General features: G+C 66.5%; 15 protein-coding genes. 12 read left to right on the top strand and 3 right to left on the bottom strand.

All coding sequences use genetic code 11. The features are described 5' to 3' along the window. Positions 1-9: 9 nt before the first annotated feature. The 4 genes from thrS to pdxS all read left to right on the top strand — a co-directional run bounded on the left by thrS (position 10) and on the right by pdxS (position 4258). On the top strand, positions 10-1974 hold the full coding sequence (gene thrS, locus ACFTSA_RS14515) for a threonine--tRNA ligase (protein ID WP_377952223.1): 1965 nt from the start codon (positions 10-12) through the stop codon (positions 1972-1974). 20 nt (positions 1975-1994) lie between these two features. Beyond that, positions 1995-2582: an HIT family protein gene (locus ACFTSA_RS14510; protein ID WP_377952141.1), complete on the top strand. Its 588-nt coding sequence runs from the start codon at positions 1995-1997 to the stop codon at positions 2580-2582. Next, on the top strand, positions 2572-3192 hold the full coding sequence (gene pgsA, locus ACFTSA_RS14505; protein WP_377952139.1) for a phosphatidylinositol phosphate synthase: 621 nt from the start codon (positions 2572-2574) through the stop codon (positions 3190-3192). The genes ACFTSA_RS14510 and pgsA overlap by 11 nt, the downstream gene beginning before the upstream one ends. 139 nt (positions 3193-3331) lie before the next feature. Next, the gene (gene pdxS / locus ACFTSA_RS14500) at positions 3332-4258 is read left to right on the top strand and encodes a pyridoxal 5'-phosphate synthase lyase subunit PdxS (protein ID WP_331572882.1); all 927 of its coding nucleotides are present in this window, start codon (positions 3332-3334) and stop codon (positions 4256-4258) included. A gap of 162 nt (positions 4259-4420) precedes the next feature. Here the strand turns inward: pdxS and ACFTSA_RS14495 are convergent, their stop codons facing one another. The 3 genes from ACFTSA_RS14495 to ACFTSA_RS14485 form a co-directional block, all read right to left on the bottom strand. Then, on the bottom strand, positions 4421-6433 hold the full coding sequence (locus ACFTSA_RS14495) for a M3 family metallopeptidase (protein WP_377952136.1): 2013 nt from the start codon (positions 6431-6433) through the stop codon (positions 4421-4423). Between the two features lie 170 nt (positions 6434-6603). Further along, a complete protein-coding gene (locus ACFTSA_RS14490) occupies positions 6604-7371 on the bottom strand; it encodes a type 1 glutamine amidotransferase (protein ID WP_377952133.1) in 768 nt (255 codons plus the stop codon). Further along, on the bottom strand, positions 7368-8657 hold the full coding sequence (locus ACFTSA_RS14485) for a MurT ligase domain-containing protein (RefSeq protein WP_377952131.1): 1290 nt from the start codon (positions 8655-8657) through the stop codon (positions 7368-7370). The genes ACFTSA_RS14490 and ACFTSA_RS14485 overlap by 4 nt, the downstream gene beginning before the upstream one ends. Before the next feature lie 90 nt (positions 8658-8747). Here ACFTSA_RS14485 and pdxT point away from each other — a divergent pair, with 90 nt between their 5' ends. The 8 genes from pdxT to secF all read left to right on the top strand — a co-directional run bounded on the left by pdxT (position 8748) and on the right by secF (position 16130). Next, on the top strand, positions 8748-9479 hold the full coding sequence (gene pdxT / locus ACFTSA_RS14480) for a pyridoxal 5'-phosphate synthase glutaminase subunit PdxT (protein ID WP_377952130.1): 732 nt from the start codon (positions 8748-8750) through the stop codon (positions 9477-9479). Positions 9480-9482: 3 nt separating this feature from the next. Beyond that, the gene (locus ACFTSA_RS14475) at positions 9483-10238 is read left to right on the top strand and encodes a YebC/PmpR family DNA-binding transcriptional regulator (RefSeq protein WP_190602648.1); all 756 of its coding nucleotides are present in this window, start codon (positions 9483-9485) and stop codon (positions 10236-10238) included. Between the two features lie 31 nt (positions 10239-10269). Then, positions 10270-10848, top strand: a complete 579-nt coding sequence (gene ruvC, locus ACFTSA_RS14470) for a crossover junction endodeoxyribonuclease RuvC (RefSeq protein ID WP_003800677.1) — start codon at positions 10270-10272, stop codon at positions 10846-10848. Between the two features lie 82 nt (positions 10849-10930). After that, entirely contained in the window at positions 10931-11578 is a 648-nt protein-coding gene (ruvA, locus tag ACFTSA_RS14465; protein WP_377952128.1) for a Holliday junction branch migration protein RuvA, read from the top strand. Next, a complete protein-coding gene (ruvB, locus tag ACFTSA_RS14460) occupies positions 11571-12659 on the top strand; it encodes a Holliday junction branch migration DNA helicase RuvB (RefSeq protein WP_306923935.1) in 1089 nt (362 codons plus the stop codon). The genes ruvA and ruvB overlap by 8 nt, the downstream gene beginning before the upstream one ends. 188 nt (positions 12660-12847) lie before the next feature. Further along, positions 12848-13258, top strand: coding sequence for a preprotein translocase subunit YajC (yajC, locus tag ACFTSA_RS14455; RefSeq protein ID WP_377952127.1), 411 nt, complete (start codon positions 12848-12850; stop codon positions 13256-13258). A 100-nt stretch (positions 13259-13358) separates the two neighbouring features. Beyond that, complete coding sequence (gene secD, locus ACFTSA_RS14450; RefSeq protein WP_377952126.1) at positions 13359-15116, top strand: protein translocase subunit SecD; 1758 nt, start codon at positions 13359-13361, stop codon at positions 15114-15116. Further along, positions 15117-16130: a protein translocase subunit SecF gene (gene secF, locus ACFTSA_RS14445; RefSeq protein WP_377952125.1), complete on the top strand. Its 1014-nt coding sequence runs from the start codon at positions 15117-15119 to the stop codon at positions 16128-16130. It abuts the gene before it with no gap. Positions 16131-16300 lie beyond the last annotated feature (170 nt).

Genomic DNA, 16300 nt, shown 5'->3' with positions numbered 1-16300 from the left:
GGCGAAGAAATGAAGGTGACTACCGGGACCACCGGCGCGGAACTCTTCTTTGAGCGCCGCGACGTCGTTGTGGCCCGGGTCGACGGCGAACTCAAGGACCTGGACCAGCCCCTTCCCGAGGGTGCCGAGGTTGAAGGCGTCACCATCGATTCCCCCGACGGGCTCAACGTACTGCGCCACTCCACCGCGCACGTCATGGCCCAGGCCGTCCAGCAGCTGCGCCCGGACGCCAAACTGGGCATCGGTCCCTACATCACTGACGGGTTCTACTTCGACTTCGACGTCGAGGAGCCCTTCACTCCCGAGGACCTCCGCCAGCTGGAAAAGATGATGCTCAAGATCGTCAACCAGAACCAGAAGTTCGTCCGCCGCGTGGTATCCGAGGACGAGGCCCGCGAAGCGATGAAGAACGAGCCCTACAAGCTCGAACTGCTGGGCAAGAAGAACGACGCCGCCGATGCCGGCGAAGGCGTCAACGTCGAAGTGGGCGCCGGCGACATCACCATCTACGACAACGTCGACCGCAAGAGCGGGGACAGCGTCTGGTGCGACCTGTGCCGCGGACCCCACCTGCCCAACACCAAGCTCATCTCCAACGCCTTCGCCCTGACCCGGTCCTCGGCCGCTTACTGGCTGGGCAACCAGAACAATCAGCAGCTGCAGCGCATCTACGGCACCGCGTGGCCCACCAAGGACGCCCTGAAGGCATACCAGGAACGCATCGCCGAGGCCGAGCGCCGCGACCACCGGAAGCTGGGCGCCGAGCTGGACCTGTTCTCCTTCCCGGACGAGCTGGGCTCGGGCCTGCCGGTCTTCCACCCCAAGGGCGGCATCATCCGCAAGGCCATGGAGGACTACTCACGCCAGCGGCACGTGGACGCCGGCTACGAGTTCGTCTACACCCCGCACATCACCAAGGGGCACCTGTACGAGGTCTCCGGCCACTTGGACTGGTACCGGGACGGCATGTTCCCCGCGATGCACATCGACGCGGAGCACAATGAGGACGGGACCGTCCGCAAGCCCGGCCAGGACTACTACCTCAAGCCGATGAACTGCCCCATGCACAACCTGATCTTCCGCTCGCGCGGCCGGTCCTACCGCGAACTGCCCCTGCGGCTGTTCGAATTCGGCTCGGTCTACCGCTACGAGAAGTCCGGCGTGGTGCACGGCCTGACCCGCGTGCGGGGCATGACACAGGATGACGCCCACATCTACTGCACCCGCGAGCAGATGAAGGACGAGCTCACCACCACGCTGAACTTCGTCCTGGGCCTGCTCAAGGACTACGGCCTGGACGACTTCTACCTCGAGCTGTCCACCAAGAACGAGGACAAGTTCGTCGGCGACGACGCCACCTGGGAGGAAGCCACCCGCACCCTGGCCGAAGTGGCCGAGGCCTCCGGGCTGGAGCTTGTTCCGGACCCGGGCGGAGCCGCGTTCTACGGACCCAAGATCTCGGTCCAGGCGAAGGATGCCCTGGGCCGTACCTGGCAGATGTCCACGATCCAGCTCGACTTCAACCTGCCTGAGCGCTTCGAGCTTGAGTTCCAGGCCGCCGACGGCACCCGCCAGCGTCCGGTCATGATCCACCGGGCCCTGTTCGGATCGGTGGAGCGGTTCATGGGCGTCCTCACCGAGCACTATGCCGGTGCCTTCCCGGCCTGGCTCGCTCCCGTGCAGGTGGTGGGCATCCCGGTGGCGGAGGCCTTCAACGACTACATGTTCGACGTCGTCGACAAGCTCAAGGCTGCCGGCATCCGCGCCGAGGTGGACATTTCCTCGGACCGTTTCCCGAAGAAGATCCGCACGGCCAGCAAGGACAAGATCCCGTTCGTGCTGATCGCCGGCGGTGAGGACGCCGAAGCGGGCGCTGTGTCCTTCCGGTTCAGAGACGGCAGCCAGGACAACGGCGTGCCCGTGGAAGAGGCTGTCCAGCGGATCGTGGACGCCGTCCGCAACCGGACCAGCTAGCCGCGGCGGAGGGGGAACACGTGCAGGAGAACACAGGGTCGGGCTATCCGGGCGACGCGGAAGTGACGGACGATTTTGGTCTCGCCGGCGTTCCGGATGCATTTCAGCGGCTGTGGACTCCGCACCGCATGGCCTACATCAAGGGCGGGCAGCACCAGTTCAAGAACCAGGACGACTGCCCGTTCTGCGTCGCGCCTGCGCGCACCGACGAGGAATCCCTCATCGTGTACCGGGGGCGCACGAGCTACGTGGTGCTGAACCTGTTCCCCTACAACCCCGGCCACCTGCTGGTCTGTCCGTACCGTCATGTCCCCGATTACACGGACCTGACGGTGGAGGAGACCGCCGAATTCGCCGAGCTGACGCAGACCGCCATGCGGGTGCTGCGGAAGGTGGCGAATCCCGGCGGCTTCAACCTCGGCATGAACCAGGGCGTGGTGGGCGGGGCCGGCATCGCGGGGCACCTGCACCAGCACATCGTGCCGCGCTGGGGCGGGGACGGGAATTTCTTCCCGATCATCGCCCAGACCAAGGCGATCACCCAGACCCTCGACGAGGTCCGCCAGCAGGTCGCCGACGCCTGGCCTGGGGAGACGCATGCTGAATAGGCATGCCCGCGGGTTCTTCACCGCGCTTTTTACCCCGATTGCACGCTGGCTACTGAAAATGGGCGTCTCGCCGGACGCCATCACCATTGTGGGCACGGCCGGCGTGGTGGTCGGGGCCCTGGTCTTCTATCCGCTCGGCCAACTGTTCTGGGGAACCGTGTTCATCACGGCGTTCATCTTCTCCGACGTCATCGACGGCATCATGGCCCGGATGCAGAACCTCGGCGGCCGCTGGGGAAACTTCCTGGACTCCAGCCTTGACCGGTTGGCGGATGGTGCCCTCTTTGCCGGCCTGGCCATCTGGTTTTTCACCGGTGGTGCCGATGCCCCCATAGCCATTGCCGCCGTCGTCTGCCTTGTTCTTGGCATGGTGGTTTCCTATGTCCGGGCGAAGGCCGAATCCCTCGGCTTCACGGCGAACGTTGGCATTGCCGAACGTGCTGAACGGCTGGTTTCCGTCCTGGTAATCACCGGGCTGACCGGTGCCGGACTGCCCCCCGTGGTGCTGCTGGCCACCCTGGTGCTGCTGGCCGCGGCGAGCCTCGTCACCGTCGTGCAGCGCGTCCTGGCCGTGCGCGTCCAGTCGCTGGAAGACTCCGAACAAACCTGATTAAGCCGGGCTGCCGCGGTGGGACTAGTATTAGGACTGCCCGGTCAATGGATCCGGTAATCCGGTGTGTGCAAAAACGGCATGTCCGTGCCAGCCTGCACTGCCGGCGAAGGTCATCTAGCTACCCATAGGGGTTTTTGTGTCTACACCTGATGTAAGCAACGAAGCCGGCTCGTCCGCCAACAGCGTGACTGGCAGCAACCGCGTCAAGCGCGGCATGGCGGAGATGCTCAAGGGCGGCGTCATCATGGACGTCGTCAACGTCGAGCAGGCCCGCATCGCCGAAGATGCCGGTGCCGTTGCCGTTATGGCGCTCGAGCGCGTCCCGGCCGACATCCGCGCCCAGGGCGGCGTGTCCCGCATGTCCGATCCGGACATGATCGAGGCGATCATCGACGCCGTGTCCATCCCGGTCATGGCGAAGGCCCGCATCGGCCACTTCGTCGAGGCCCAGGTCCTGCAGTCCCTCGGCGTGGACTACATTGACGAGTCCGAGGTCCTGACCCCGGCTGACTACGTCAACCACATCGACAAGTGGAACTTCACCGTTCCCTTCGTCTGCGGTTCCACCAACCTTGGGGAGGCGCTGCGCCGCATCAACGAGGGCGCGGCCATGATCCGCTCCAAGGGTGAGGCCGGTACCGGGGACGTCTCCAACGCCACCGGACACATGCGCCAGATCCGCGCCGAGATCGCCAAGCTCGCGGCCCTGCCCGAGGACGAGCTGTACGTCGCGGCCAAGGAACTGCAGGCCCCGTACGAACTGGTCAAGGAAGTTGCCGCCACCGGCAAGCTCCCGGTGGTGTTGTTCACCGCCGGCGGCATCGCCACCCCGGCCGACGCCGCGATGATGATGCAGCTCGGCGCCGACGGCGTGTTCGTCGGTTCCGGTATCTTCAAGTCCGGCAACCCGGCCCAGCGCGCCGCCGCCGTCGTGAAGGCCACCACCTTCTTCGACGACCCGGACGTCATCGCCAAGGCCTCCCGCGGCCTGGGCGAGGCCATGGTCGGCATCAACGTCGACGAAATCCCGCAGCCGCACCGCCTCGCCGAGCGCGGCTGGTAGCAGCAGCTAATTAGTACGACGACGGCCGCTCACCTTTTCCAGGTGACCGGCCGTCGTCGTTCTTTAACTTGGAGTTTTTGTCCAGATAATGGGACTTAAACGGGTCCGAAGTCGCGACAAATGGACAAAAACTCCAAACCTCGAGGGGGGGTAAGGGTCGGGTTATTCGAGGCCGCGGCGTTTGAGGAGGGGCTCCAGGGCGGCGTCTCGTCCGCGGAGGGTCCGGAATGACTCGAGCGGGTCCCGGCTGTTGCCGCGGGAGAGCAGTTCCGCGCGGAAGCGGTCGCCGTTGGCCCGGTTGAGCCCGCCGTTCTCGGTGAACCAGTCCACCGTCTCGGCGTCCAGCACCTCGCTCCAGATGTAGGAGTAGTAGCCTGCAGCGTAGCCGTCGCCCGCAAAGATGTGCTGGAAATAGCCCGTCCGGTACCGGGGCGGAATCAGCGGATGGGCCACCCCCGCGGCCGCCAGGGCCTTCGCCTCGAATTCGAGGGCGTCCTCGGGAACGCCGTCGGCCTCCAGGACGTGCCAGGCCAGATCCAGCAACGCCGCGCCGAGGTACTCCGTCGTGGCGAACCCCTCGCCCCACAGGCGGGACTCGTTGAGCCGGTCGACGACGTCCTGGGCCAGCGGCTCGCCCGTGGCGTGGTGGCGGGCGTAATTGGCCAGCACCTCCGGCCACATGATCCACATCTCGTTGACCTGGGACGGGTACTCCACGAAGTCCCGCGGCACCGACGTGCCCGAGAACCGGGGGTAGGTGACGCTGGAAAACAGCCCGTGCAGGGCGTGGCCGAACTCGTGGAACGCGGTCCGTACCTCGTCGAGTGTCAGCAGCGTGGGCTCACCGGCGGGCGGCTTGGAGATGTTCAGGTTGTTGATCACCACCGGCTTGGTGCCGAGCAGCGCCGACTGTTCCACCAGCGAATTCATCCATGCGCCTCCCCGTTTGGTTTCGCGGGTGTAGTAGTCGCCCAGGAACAGGCCCAGCTCTGTTCCGTCCGCGTCCCGGACCTCCCAGATCCGGACGTCCTCGTGGTAGCCGGCGAGGTCCGTGCGCTCGTGGAACGTGATGCCGAAGAGCGAGGTTGCGGCGAAGAACACGCCGCCCGTCAGCACCCCGTCCAGCTCGAAGTACGGCCTGAGGGCCTGCTCGTCCACGGTGTACCGTTCCCGCCGCACCTTGGCCGAGTAATAGGCCCAGTCCCAGGCCTCGAGCGGGTGGCCGGCGCTTTCGGCCAAGGCAGCAGCCTCGGCGTCGGCGTTCCGGACGGCGGCGGGCGCCAGCCGGTTCAGCATGGTCCGCACGGCGCCGAAGTCCGGGGCTGTCTGCCGGTCCACCACCAGTTCGGCATAGTTTGCGAAGCCCAGCAGGGCGGCCTTTTCGGCGCGGAGCCGGACCATTGATTTCACCAGGTCCAGGACGTCGAGGTCACCGCCGGAGCTGCCGCGGGCAATGGACGCCTCGAAGAGCCGCCGGCGCACGTCCCGGTTGTCCAGTGATGCCAGGGCGGGCTGGTTGCTTGGCTGGATGAGCGTCAGGAGGAACTTGCCGTCATGTCCGGCAACGCGGGCTGCCTCCGCGGCGCTGGCGATCTCGTCCGCGGGAAGGCCGGCGAGGTCCTCGGCGCTGTCGAGCAGCAGGGCGGCGGACTTCATGGCTTCCTTGACGCGCTGCCCGAATTCCGTGCCCAGCCGGGACAGCTCTGCGTTCAGCGAACGGAGACGGTCCTGGCCGGCGTCGTCCAGCTGAATGCCGGACTGGCGGAATTCCTTGAGGTACTCCTCGACCAGCCGTGCCGATTCGGCGTCCAGGCCCGTGGTCTCCACGGCGGCGAACCGCTCGTACAGCGCCCGGTTGAGGTAGACGGCGTCCTGGTGGGCGGCGAAGCGAGGCGACAGGTCGGTCTCGAGTTTCCTGATCGCCTCGGAGGCGTCGGCCGACACCAGGGTGAAGAATGAGGCCGCGGCGCGGTCCAGCAGCCGGCCGGACCGTTCCATGGCCAGCGCGGTGTTCTCGAACGTGGCGGGCCCGGGGTTGTCCACGATGGCCTGGATCTCGGCCAAGTGTTCGGCGAGCCCGGCGTCAACCGCCTCGGCATAGTGGGCGTCGTCGATGTCGGCAAACGGCGGCAGACCGAACGGCAGGGTGCTGGGGGACAGGAGGGGATTGGTCATGAAGCAACCCTTTCATGCAGCCCCGCGGTGCACAATGTTTTCGCGGGCGACGTGCTGGTCCACGCCCAGTTGTGGCAGCACGTCCACGCTGCACATGGACCGCCTCCAACGTCGCGCAGCACCGTCAGTCATTGTCAGTGCGCCCTACCGCTGGTGCCCCGCGGCACTCCCTAGCGCGGCCTGCGGGCCGCGTGCTCGCGGGCCAGGACCGCGAAGTGGTCGTCCGGTGCACCGGGTGTGAAGGTTCCGTATTTGCGTTCGACGGCGGTCCGGATCAGGAAGTCGGCGATGGCCGGGTTCTTGGGTAGCAGGGAACCGTGCAGGTAGCTGGCCACGATGTTCCGGTAGCGGGCGCCCTCCTGGCCGTCGCTGCTGTTGTTGCCCGTGCCCTTGGCCACCGTCCCCAGAGGTTGGACGCCGGGGCCCAGGGTGGTCTGGCCGCTGTGGTTTTCGTAGCCGAGCACCTCCCCGAACTCTGCGGTGGTGACCTTGACGTTGCCGATCAGCCGCTCATCCGTGCCGTGGGTCTCAATATCAAGGACCCCGATGCCGGGAATGACCGGGCCGGAGCGGGTCTTGAAGAAGCGGCCGAACAGCTGGTAGAGCCCGCAGATGAGGAGCATCGGCGTGCCGTCCTCGGCCATCCCCTTGAGGAGTCCGGCGCGGGACTGGAGGTCGTCCTGGATGACGAGCTGGCCGCTGTCCTGCCCGCCGCCGCCCAGGATGATGTCCACACCTTCCGGGAACTCGTCGCCCACGTTGTACTCGAGCAGTTCCGGCGTGTATCCGTGCCACTTTAGGCGCTGCTGCAGCACCAGGGCATTGCCCCAGTCGCCGTAGATGTTCATCTCCCGCGGATAAAGCTGCAGGACCCGGATGGTTCCCTTTGACGCGGGAGTGCCGGATGACGCAGTGCCGGCGGTCGAATCGGGGGTCAAGAGACCACCTCCACTGTGGTGATTTTGGACAGCTCACGGCGGATGGCGAGCATCGCGGTGTAAGTGCAGAAGACCCGCTTCGGCTTGCCTTTGCCGTTGCGGATGAAGTCGGCCAGGGCGGCCGGGATATCGGTGTCCACCGCCCCGATCTGCACTTCGTCGTACTGCAGGCGCAGGGCCATGTCGTACGCGCGGGAGCCGGTGACCTGGTCCACGCCTTCGGCGCGAAGCGAGTCGAAATCGACATCCCACAGCCAGGACATGTCGCGGCCGTCGGCGTAGTTGTCGTTGATGGCGATCATGGTGGCGTAGCCGCCGGATGGAAACGACTTGAGGCCCAGCCGGAATCCGCTCGGGTTCTTGACCAGAACCAGATCCAGCGGGAGCCCGTCCACGGTGAGGCTTTCGCCGCGTCCGAATGCCGGGGCCACCTCTGAGAGCGCCTTCAGCAGGGTGCCGTGGTCCGCCGTGGCCGCGCCGCTGCCGCAGATGCTGCGGGCAAGGGCCAGCGCAGCCGCGGCGTTAAAGATGTTGTAGACGCCGCGAAGCTTCATCCCGGTGGTGACCGTGCCGCCGTCGTACTCAAAATCGGCGTCATCGGCGCCCACCCGGCGGAGGACGACGTCGGCCCGGGGCCGTTCCGGCACCGCAGGCACGGGGCTGCCCGGTCCGGCGCGGAGTTCATCGTCGCTGGGGAAGGTGCCCAGCAGGGAGTCGTCCAGGCCAAAGTAGAGGACCTCGGGGCCCTGGAGCGTGTCGGCGATCCTGGCCACCCGCGGGTCCTCGCGGTTGAGCACCACGGTCCCGGTGGTCTTGGAGGCAATGTGCTGGAGGAGCTGGGCGGTCTTGTCGATCTCACCGAAACGGTCCAGCTGGTCGCGGAGGACGTTCAGCAGCAGGCTGTAGCGCGGCGGGACCCGGTTGACGAAGTGCACGGCGTGGGCCTCATCCAGCTCCAGCACGGCGATATCGGCGTCGAGCCGTCCCCGCCAGTCGACCTCGCCGAGCAGGGCGGCCGCCACGCCCCGGGTGAAGTTGCTCCCCGTGCGGTTGGTGAACACCTTCAGGCCCTGGCTTTCCAGCAGCTCCACCACCATCTTGGTGGTGGTCGTCTTGCCGTTGGTGCCGCTGACCACGGCCACGCCGTGGGGGAGAGTGGACAGGGTCCGCTGCATGAAGCCGGGATCGATATTCTCGACCACCAGGCCGGGGAATGCAGAGCCTCCGCCCCTGAGCCGGGAAACCCGGCGGACGAACTTGCCGAGCGGAACGCTGAGGGAAAACATGCTCTGTAATATATCCCAGCAGCGGCATGCAATGTGGCGGGCCCCGGCGGCGGGGACGCCGGTTTGTGCCCGGGACACTATGCTGTTTAGATGACCAATTCCCTTTCCAGCGCCCTTCCGCGCCCGGCCGGCGTGGCCGAAAAGCCCGGGTCCGGCCTGCGCATCGGCGTTCTGGCGCTCCAGGGTGACTTCCGTGAGCACCTCCGGGCGGTCGAGAGCGCCGGCGCCGCCGGCGTGGGCGTCCGCCGCCCGGCAGAGCTTGAAGGGCTCGACGGGCTCATCATCCCCGGCGGCGAGTCGACGGCCATCGACAAGCTGGCCCGCGCCTTCGACCTGGCCGAACCGCTGCGGCAGCGGATCGCCGACGGCCTCCCGGTCTACGGTTCCTGCGCGGGCATGATCCTGCTGGCGCACGACATCGCCGATCCCGCGGCAGACCTCGCGGGAAACCCCCAGCAGACGTTCGGCGGCCTCGACATCACGGTGCGCCGCAACGCCTTCGGCCGGCAGCGCGAGTCGTTCGAGACCGACCTCGACTTCAAGGGCCTGGAGTTCAGCGCCACAGACCAGGGCGTGGCTCCGGTTCACGCGGTGTTCATCCGGGGCCCGTGGGTGGAGCGTGTGGGCCCCGGCGTTGAGGTCCTGGCGCAGGTGGAGCCGGCCGACCAGGAGCACGCCTCCCACGCGGCCGGTCTGCAGGGGACAGCTAGAATTGTTGCAGTGCGTTCAGGCCAGCTGCTGGCCACCTCCTTCCATCCGGAAGTGACAGGGGAGAAGCGCGTGCATGAACTTTTTATCCGCATGATCAGAGGAGAAGCGTAAAGCATGTCAGGCCACTCCAAATGGGCAACGACCAAGCACAAGAAGGCCATCATTGATAGCCGCCGGGCAAAGTCGTTCGCCAAGCTGATCAAGAACATCGAAGTTGCGGCCCGCATGGGCGGCCCGGACCTCGCCGGCAACCCCGGACTCGAACTGGCCGTCACCAAGGCCAAGAAGACCTCGGTACCGAACGACAACATCGACCGCGCCATCAAGCGCGGCGCCGGGCTCACCGGCGAGGTCGTGGACTACACGGAGATCATGTACGAATGCCGCGGCCCGCAGGGTTCGGCGCTGCTGATCGAGTGCCTTACCGACAACAAGAACCGCGCGGCATCAGAGGTCCGGCTGGCCATCTCCCGCAACGGCGGCACCATCGCCGACCCCGGCTCGGTCAGCTACCTGTTCACCCGCAAGGGCGTTGTCACCTTGCCCAAGAACGACCTCACCGAGGACGACGTCCTGATGGCCGTGCTGGATGCCGGTGCCGAGGAAGTCAAGGACAACGGGGACAACTTCGAGATCCACTCGGACCCGAAGGACCTGCAGGCCGTCCGCGACGCGCTCAAGGAAGCCGGCATCGACTACGACACCGACGAGGCCGAGTTCGTGCCCTCCATGGAGGTGCCGCTGGACCTTGACGCCGCCAAGAAGTTCATGAAGCTCGTTGACGCCCTCGAGGACCTCGACGACGTCCAAAACGTTTACAGCAACGCCGACCTCAGCGACGAAGTTCAGGCAGCCCTGGAAGCCGAGTGATTTTCCGCGCGGCGGACCGGGGCGCTTGCACGTGACGCTGCGCGTACTGGGCATCGACCCCGGGCTGACCCGCTGCGGCATCGGCGTGGTGGACGTCGAAAAGAACCGCCGTGCCACCATGGTGGCCGTCGGCGTGGTGGGAACGTCCCCTGAGGAAACGCTCGACCAGCGGCTGCTGGTCATCGCCCTCGCCATCGACGACTGGCTCGACCGCTACGAGCCGCATGTGCTGGCGGTGGAACGGGTCTTCTCGCAGCTCAACGTGAGCACGGTCATGGGCGTGGCCCAGGCCTCCGGCGTCGTCATCGCCGCCGCGGCCCGGCGCGGCATCCCCGTGGCCCTGCACACGCCGTCGGAGGTCAAAGCGGCCGTGACCGGGAGCGGATCCTCCAACAAGGAGGCCGTCACCAAGCTGGTCACCAAGATCCTGCGGCTCGATGCGCCGCCGCGTCCGGCGGACGCGGCGGATGCCTTGGCCCTCGCCATCACGCACGCCTGGCGCGCGGGCAGCGGCGCATCCGTCGCCACCACCGGTCCCGGCAGCCAGTCCCTGACCCCTGCCCAGCGCGCCTGGGCCGAGGCCGAGGCGAAGGCGCGCCGTGCGCGCTGAATGTCGCCGGCCCTTGCTAGGGTATTCGTAGATATGTTCGGATAGTCGGTTTTTTGCCGGCGCAAGTTCAGGAGCCCCGGCCTTGATTAGTTTTCTCCGCGGAACCGTGGCGCACGTCGGACTGTCCACCGCCGTCATCGATCTCAATGGTGCCGGCATGAGCGTCTATGCCACGCCGCAGACACTCAGCAAGCTGCGGACCGGTGAGGAGGGGAAGCTTTTCACGTCCCTGATCGTTCGGGAAGACTCCCTGACCCTGTTCGGCTTCGCGAGCGACGACGAACGGGAAGTTTTCGACATTCTGCTCAGTGTCAGCGGTGTGGGTCCGCGGCTCGCCCTCGCGGTCCTCGCCGTGCACGACCCCGAGGCCATCCGCGTGGCAGCGCACACCGAGGACAGCAAGACGTTCACCAAGGTCCCGGGGATCGGCCCGAAGGTCGCCGGGCGCATCGTCCTGGAACTCGCCGGCAAACTCGTGCCACACGGCACGGCTATGCCCGTGGGAGCGCCGGCCGCGTCATCCGAAGGCGTTTGGAAGCCGCAGGTTGTTGCCGCCATGACCAGCCTCGGATGGTCCGAAAAGGACGCCTCGGGCAGCATCGACAAGGCCCTCGCGGATGCGCCGGAACTCGCCGGCGAAGGCAACGTTGCCGAGATCCTGCGCACCACGCTGCGCTGGCTCGGCCAGGACGGCGCCCGGGCAGGCAACAGGGTAGGCAGCCGTGGCTGAGCCGTCCTTGGTCGCCGGGGGAGAAGAGCCCGAAGAGCGGGCTATCGAGGCCGCGCTCCGGCCCAAAAACCTCGATGACTTCGTGGGCCAGCACAGGGTCCGCAAGCAGCTTTCCCTGGTGCTGAAGGCATCCCGGATGCGCGGGCGCAGCGCGGACCACGTCCTCTTTTCCGGTCCTCCCGGGCTCGGCAAGACCACACTCGCCATGATTGTGGCGTCGGAGATGAACGCGCCGTTGCGGATCAGCAGCGGCCCTGCAATCCAGCACGCCGGAGACCTCGCCGCCATCCTTTCCTCACTGTCCGAAGGCGAAGTCCTCTTCCTGGACGAAATCCACCGGATGTCCCGCCCGGCCGAGGAAATGCTCTACATGGCCATGGAGGACTTCCGCGTCGACATCGTGGTGGGCAAGGGCGCCGGGGCCACGGCCATTCCGCTGGAACTGCCGCCCTTCACGCTGGTGGGTGCCACCACGCGTGCCGGGCTCCTGCCGGGTCCGCTCCGGGACCGCTTCGGGTTCACCGGGCACCTGGAGTTTTATTCGGTGGAAGAGTTGGAGCTGGTGCTGCGCCGGTCCGCCGGACTCCTGGACCTGAAGGTGAATTCGGCCGGCTTCACCGAGATCGCCGGGCGCTCACGCGGCACGCCCCGCATTGCCAACCGGCTGCTGCGGCGGGTCCGGGACTGGGCGCTGGTCCACGGCATCGAGCAGATTGATGCCCGCTCCGCGTCCGCCGCGCTGGACATGTACGAAGTGGACAAGCGCGGCCTCGACCGGCTGGACCGGTCGGTGCTGGAGGCGCTGATCACCAAGTTCGGCGGCGGCCCGGTGGGCCTGTCAACCCTGGCCATCGCCGTGGGGGAGGAGCCGGAGACGGTGGAGACGGTCGCCGAGCCGTATTTGGTCCGGGAGGGGCTGCTGGGCAGGACGCCGCGCGGCCGGATCGCCATGGCGCCGGCGTGGACCCATTTGGGGCTGGCCGTGCCGGCGGGGGTCTTTGGCCAGGAAACCCTGGACCTTTTCGCGGCGGGGCCGGGCGATGAGGAATCGTCATCTGAGTGGGTTTCCAGCACCCAATAGCAGCGACCTCCCAGCTTTTCCCTCTAGACTGGAAGGACGCTCGGCACGTCCGGGCTTTGTTTCCGTGTCCCGCTTCGGCGGGCCGCCCGCGGCCGGTCTCCCGTGTCCGGGCGGGCAGCCCGGTGCAAAGCGGACGTCGCTGTCAACCAGCTACGCAAGTAAAGAACGGAAAAATCCTCTTGGATCCAATGACAATTCTGCTGTTCGTCATGCTCGGCGTTTTCATCTTCATGATGTTCCGCCGCAACAAGAAAACGCAGCAGCAGCAGGCCCAGCTGCAGTCGCAGTTCGCTCCGGGCGTCGAGGTCATGACCAGCTTCGGACTGTTCGGCCGCATCGTGTCGATCGACGACACGGAGAACAAGGTCGTCCTGGAACTGTCGCCCGGCCACCTTGCCACCGTCCACCGCCAGGCCGTGACCAAGATCGTGGAGCCCGCCGTCGAAGCGCAGGCCGTTCCCGATGACGCATCGGCACTGACGGCCGAGGAGCCGCTGAACCCTGAGGCGCTGACTCCCGAAGACAAGGCCGGCACGGCCGACGAGACCCCGGACGAAACCCTCAAGCGCCTCAACGACGAGGGCAAGAAGGACATCTAGTCCGCCGCTTCCGCGCAGTACAGCTGTCTACGGCTGCGGAGCCGCCGGGTGCGGCAAGGTTCGCCCCGGCGGCCCTCCGCAATTAATAGAAAGATAGGCAATGGCACGAACTGGCCGCAAGAAAACATCCCTTCGGGTGCTGGTCTGGCTTGGCGTAATCCTGGCCGCCATGACGGCCGTCCTTGCGGGCGGCACGATGTCCGGGGTTGCCAGCTGGAGCCCAAAGCTTGCCCTGGACCTTGAGGGCGGCACCCAGATGATCCTGGCACCCAAGGTTGAGGGTAACTCGGACATCAATGAGGAGCAGCTCAACCAGGCGGTCGCCATCATCCGCCAGCGCGTGGACGGCTCTGGCGTCGCAGAGGCTGAGATCAGCACGCAGTCCGGCCGCAACGTGGTGGTGAGCCTTCCCGGCACCCCGTCCACGGAGACCCGCGCCCTCATCCAGGCCTCCGCGGACATGAACTTCCGCCCCGTGCTCGTCACAGGCGCCGGTGCCGCCGTCCCTGCCGCGCAGCGGACACCCGCTGCCCAGCTGCCGAAGCCGACGGCCAAGCCGACAAACGCCAGCGATTCGAACTGGATCACCGCGGACGTCCAGAAGCAGTTCGAGGCCCTCGACTGTGACCACCCGGCCCAGGAGAAGCAGCAGCGTTCCGACCCCGCCAAGCCGCTGGTCACCTGCGAGCCTGCCACTGACCAGACTCCTGCGATCAAGTACATCCTCGGTCCGGTCGAGGTCAAGGGTGTGGAGATCCAGGGCTCGACGTTCCAGCTCCAGCAGGGCGCCCAGGGCGCCGTCACCAACGAATGGGCTGTCAACATCCAGTTCAACGCGGAGGGTACGGCCAAGTTCAAGACGGTCACTGAACGCCTCAACCAGTTCTACGTTGCTGCGGGCGGTGAGACCGGCAGCGATCCCAAGTCGCAGTTCGCCATTGTCCTGGATGACCAGGTCATTTCGGCCCCGCGGTCCCAGGCCGTCATCACCGACGGCCGCCCGCAGATCACGGGCGGCTTCACGGAGAAGTCGGCCAAGGCGCTCTCGGACCAGCTCCGGTTCGGTGCCCTGCCCATCAGCTTCGACATCCAGAGCGAGCAGCAGATTTCCGCCACCCTTGGCGGTGAGCAGCTCCGGATGGGCCTCCTCGCCGGCCTGATCGGCCTGCTGCTGGTGGTTGTCTACTCCCTGTTCCAGTACCGTGCGCTCGGCTTTGTCACCATCGCCTCGCTGGTGGTGGCTGGTGCGCTCACATACCTCGCCATTGCGATCCTCGGCTGGACCGAGAACTACCGGCTTTCCCTCGCCGGCGTTGCGGGCATCATCGTGTCCATCGGCCAGACGGCGGACTCGTTCATCGTGTACTTCGAACGCATCCGTGATGAGCTCCGCGAAGGCCGCGGCCTGGTGTCCGCCGTGGAGAACGGCTGGAAGCGGGCCAAGCGGACCGTCCTGGCATCCAAGGCGGTCAACCTCCTGGCCGCACTGGTGCTGTACTTCGTGGCCGTTGGCAACGTCCGTGGCTTTGCCTTCACGCTCGGCCTGACCGCCATCGCCGACCTCATCGTCGTCTTCATGTTCACCCACCCCACGCTGCAGCAGCTGGCCAGGACCCGGTTCTTTGGCGAAGGCCACAAGTTCTCCGGCCTTGATCCCGAGCGCCTCGGCGCGGTGCCGCTCTACCGGGGCGCCGGCAGGCTCCGCAGCCCCGAGGACAAGCCGTCAGTGGTGCGGGCCAAGAACACCGGTGCCGCGGCTGAGGCAGAGCGCCGGATGACCATCGCTGAACGCCGCCGCGCGGAGCAGCAGGAGCAGCTCGCCGGTTCCTCCAAGGGCCCGGCCAAGGAGGGCAAGTAAATGTCCAGTTTCGCGAAATTCGGTAACGAGCTCTACACCGGAAAGCGTTCCTACGACTTTGTGGGGGCCAAGAAAATCTGGTTCACCGTGGCCGCCATCGCGGTTGCGCTGTCCATCCTGATCCCGGCGGTCAAGGGCGGCTTCAACCTGGGCATTGAGTTCCGCGGCGGGTCCGAGTTCACGGTGTCCAACGTCAAGACCACCGAATCGGCCGTGGGCGAGAAGGCTGTCCACGACGTCGTTCCCGGCAGCGTCCCGCGCGTCGCCAACGTCGCCGGAACCACCATGCGGATCCAGACGGACAAGCTCTCCGACAACGAGACCCTCAAGATCAAGGAAGGCCTCACCAAGGCCTACGGCGTGACGGACAACGAGGTAACCTCCACCTTCGTTGGCCCCACCTGGGGTGCCGACGTCACCAAGCAGGCCCTGATCGGGCTCGTGGTCTTCGTTGCCCTGGCGACGGTCCTGATGGCCCTCTACTTCCGGACTTGGAAGATGTCCCTCTCGGCGATCGTGGGCATGCTCGTCACGATGTTCATCACCGCCGGTGTTTACGCCCTGAGCGATTTCGAGGTCACGCCGTCGGCGATCATCGGGTTCCTGACGGTCCTCAGCTATTCGCTGTACGACACCGTGGTGGTGTTCGACAAGATCCGTGAAAACACCGCCGACATCGATACGTCCTCGCGCCGGACGTTCGCGGAGGAAGTCAACCTGGCCGTCAACCAGACCCTGGTCCGCTCCATCAACACCATGATGGTGGCCATCCTCCCGGTCGGGGCGATCCTGTTCATCGGGGCCGGCCTGCTGGGCGCGGGAACCCTGCGCGACCTTTCGCTGGCCCTGTTCGTCGGAATCCTGATCGGCACCGCGGCCACGATCTTCATCGCGGCGCCAATGTATGCCTGGCTGCGCCAGGGCGAGGCGCCGCTGGTCAAGCAGGCACAGCGCGTCAAGCAGCGCCGGGCGGACACCGCCGCCAAGACAGCTGCCGAGCCTGCACAAGCGTAGAGCGCCGGCAAAAGCCCAGGTAACTCCCCAATGACCGGATGCCGTCACCGCGACGGCGTCCGGTCTTTGCGTTAAGTGCCTGCGTCGCCACCGCCGGCCCGCCCGGGTACCGGGCAGTGTGGCCGGCTGCGCCGTTGGTCACGGACGCGGTTATCGGTCGGGCCCGGAGC

It is taken from the genome of Arthrobacter sp. NPDC057013 (assembly GCF_042674585.1).
Classification (GTDB): Bacteria; Actinomycetota; Actinomycetes; order Actinomycetales; family Micrococcaceae; genus Arthrobacter.
The sequence above is the reverse complement of the archived record's forward strand: the minus strand, read 5'-3'. Positions and strand labels throughout refer to the sequence as shown.

Coding starts and splice junctions, on each gene's coding strand:
- thrS (WP_377952223.1), top strand. CDS start 10: ATGAAGGTGACTACCGGGACCACCGGCGCGGAACTCTTCTTTGAGCGC.
- pgsA (WP_377952139.1), top strand. CDS start 2,572: ATGCTGAATAGGCATGCCCGCGGGTTCTTCACCGCGCTTTTTACCCCG.
- ACFTSA_RS14495 (WP_377952136.1), bottom strand. CDS start 6,433: ATGACCAATCCCCTCCTGTCCCCCAGCACCCTGCCGTTCGGTCTGCCG.
- ACFTSA_RS14485 (WP_377952131.1), bottom strand. CDS start 8,657: ATGTTTTCCCTCAGCGTTCCGCTCGGCAAGTTCGTCCGCCGGGTTTCC.
- pdxT (WP_377952130.1), top strand. CDS start 8,748: ATGACCAATTCCCTTTCCAGCGCCCTTCCGCGCCCGGCCGGCGTGGCC.
- ACFTSA_RS14475 (WP_190602648.1), top strand. CDS start 9,483: ATGTCAGGCCACTCCAAATGGGCAACGACCAAGCACAAGAAGGCCATC.
- yajC (WP_377952127.1), top strand. CDS start 12,848: ATGACAATTCTGCTGTTCGTCATGCTCGGCGTTTTCATCTTCATGATG.
- secD (WP_377952126.1), top strand. CDS start 13,359: ATGGCACGAACTGGCCGCAAGAAAACATCCCTTCGGGTGCTGGTCTGG.
- secF (WP_377952125.1), top strand. CDS start 15,117: ATGTCCAGTTTCGCGAAATTCGGTAACGAGCTCTACACCGGAAAGCGT.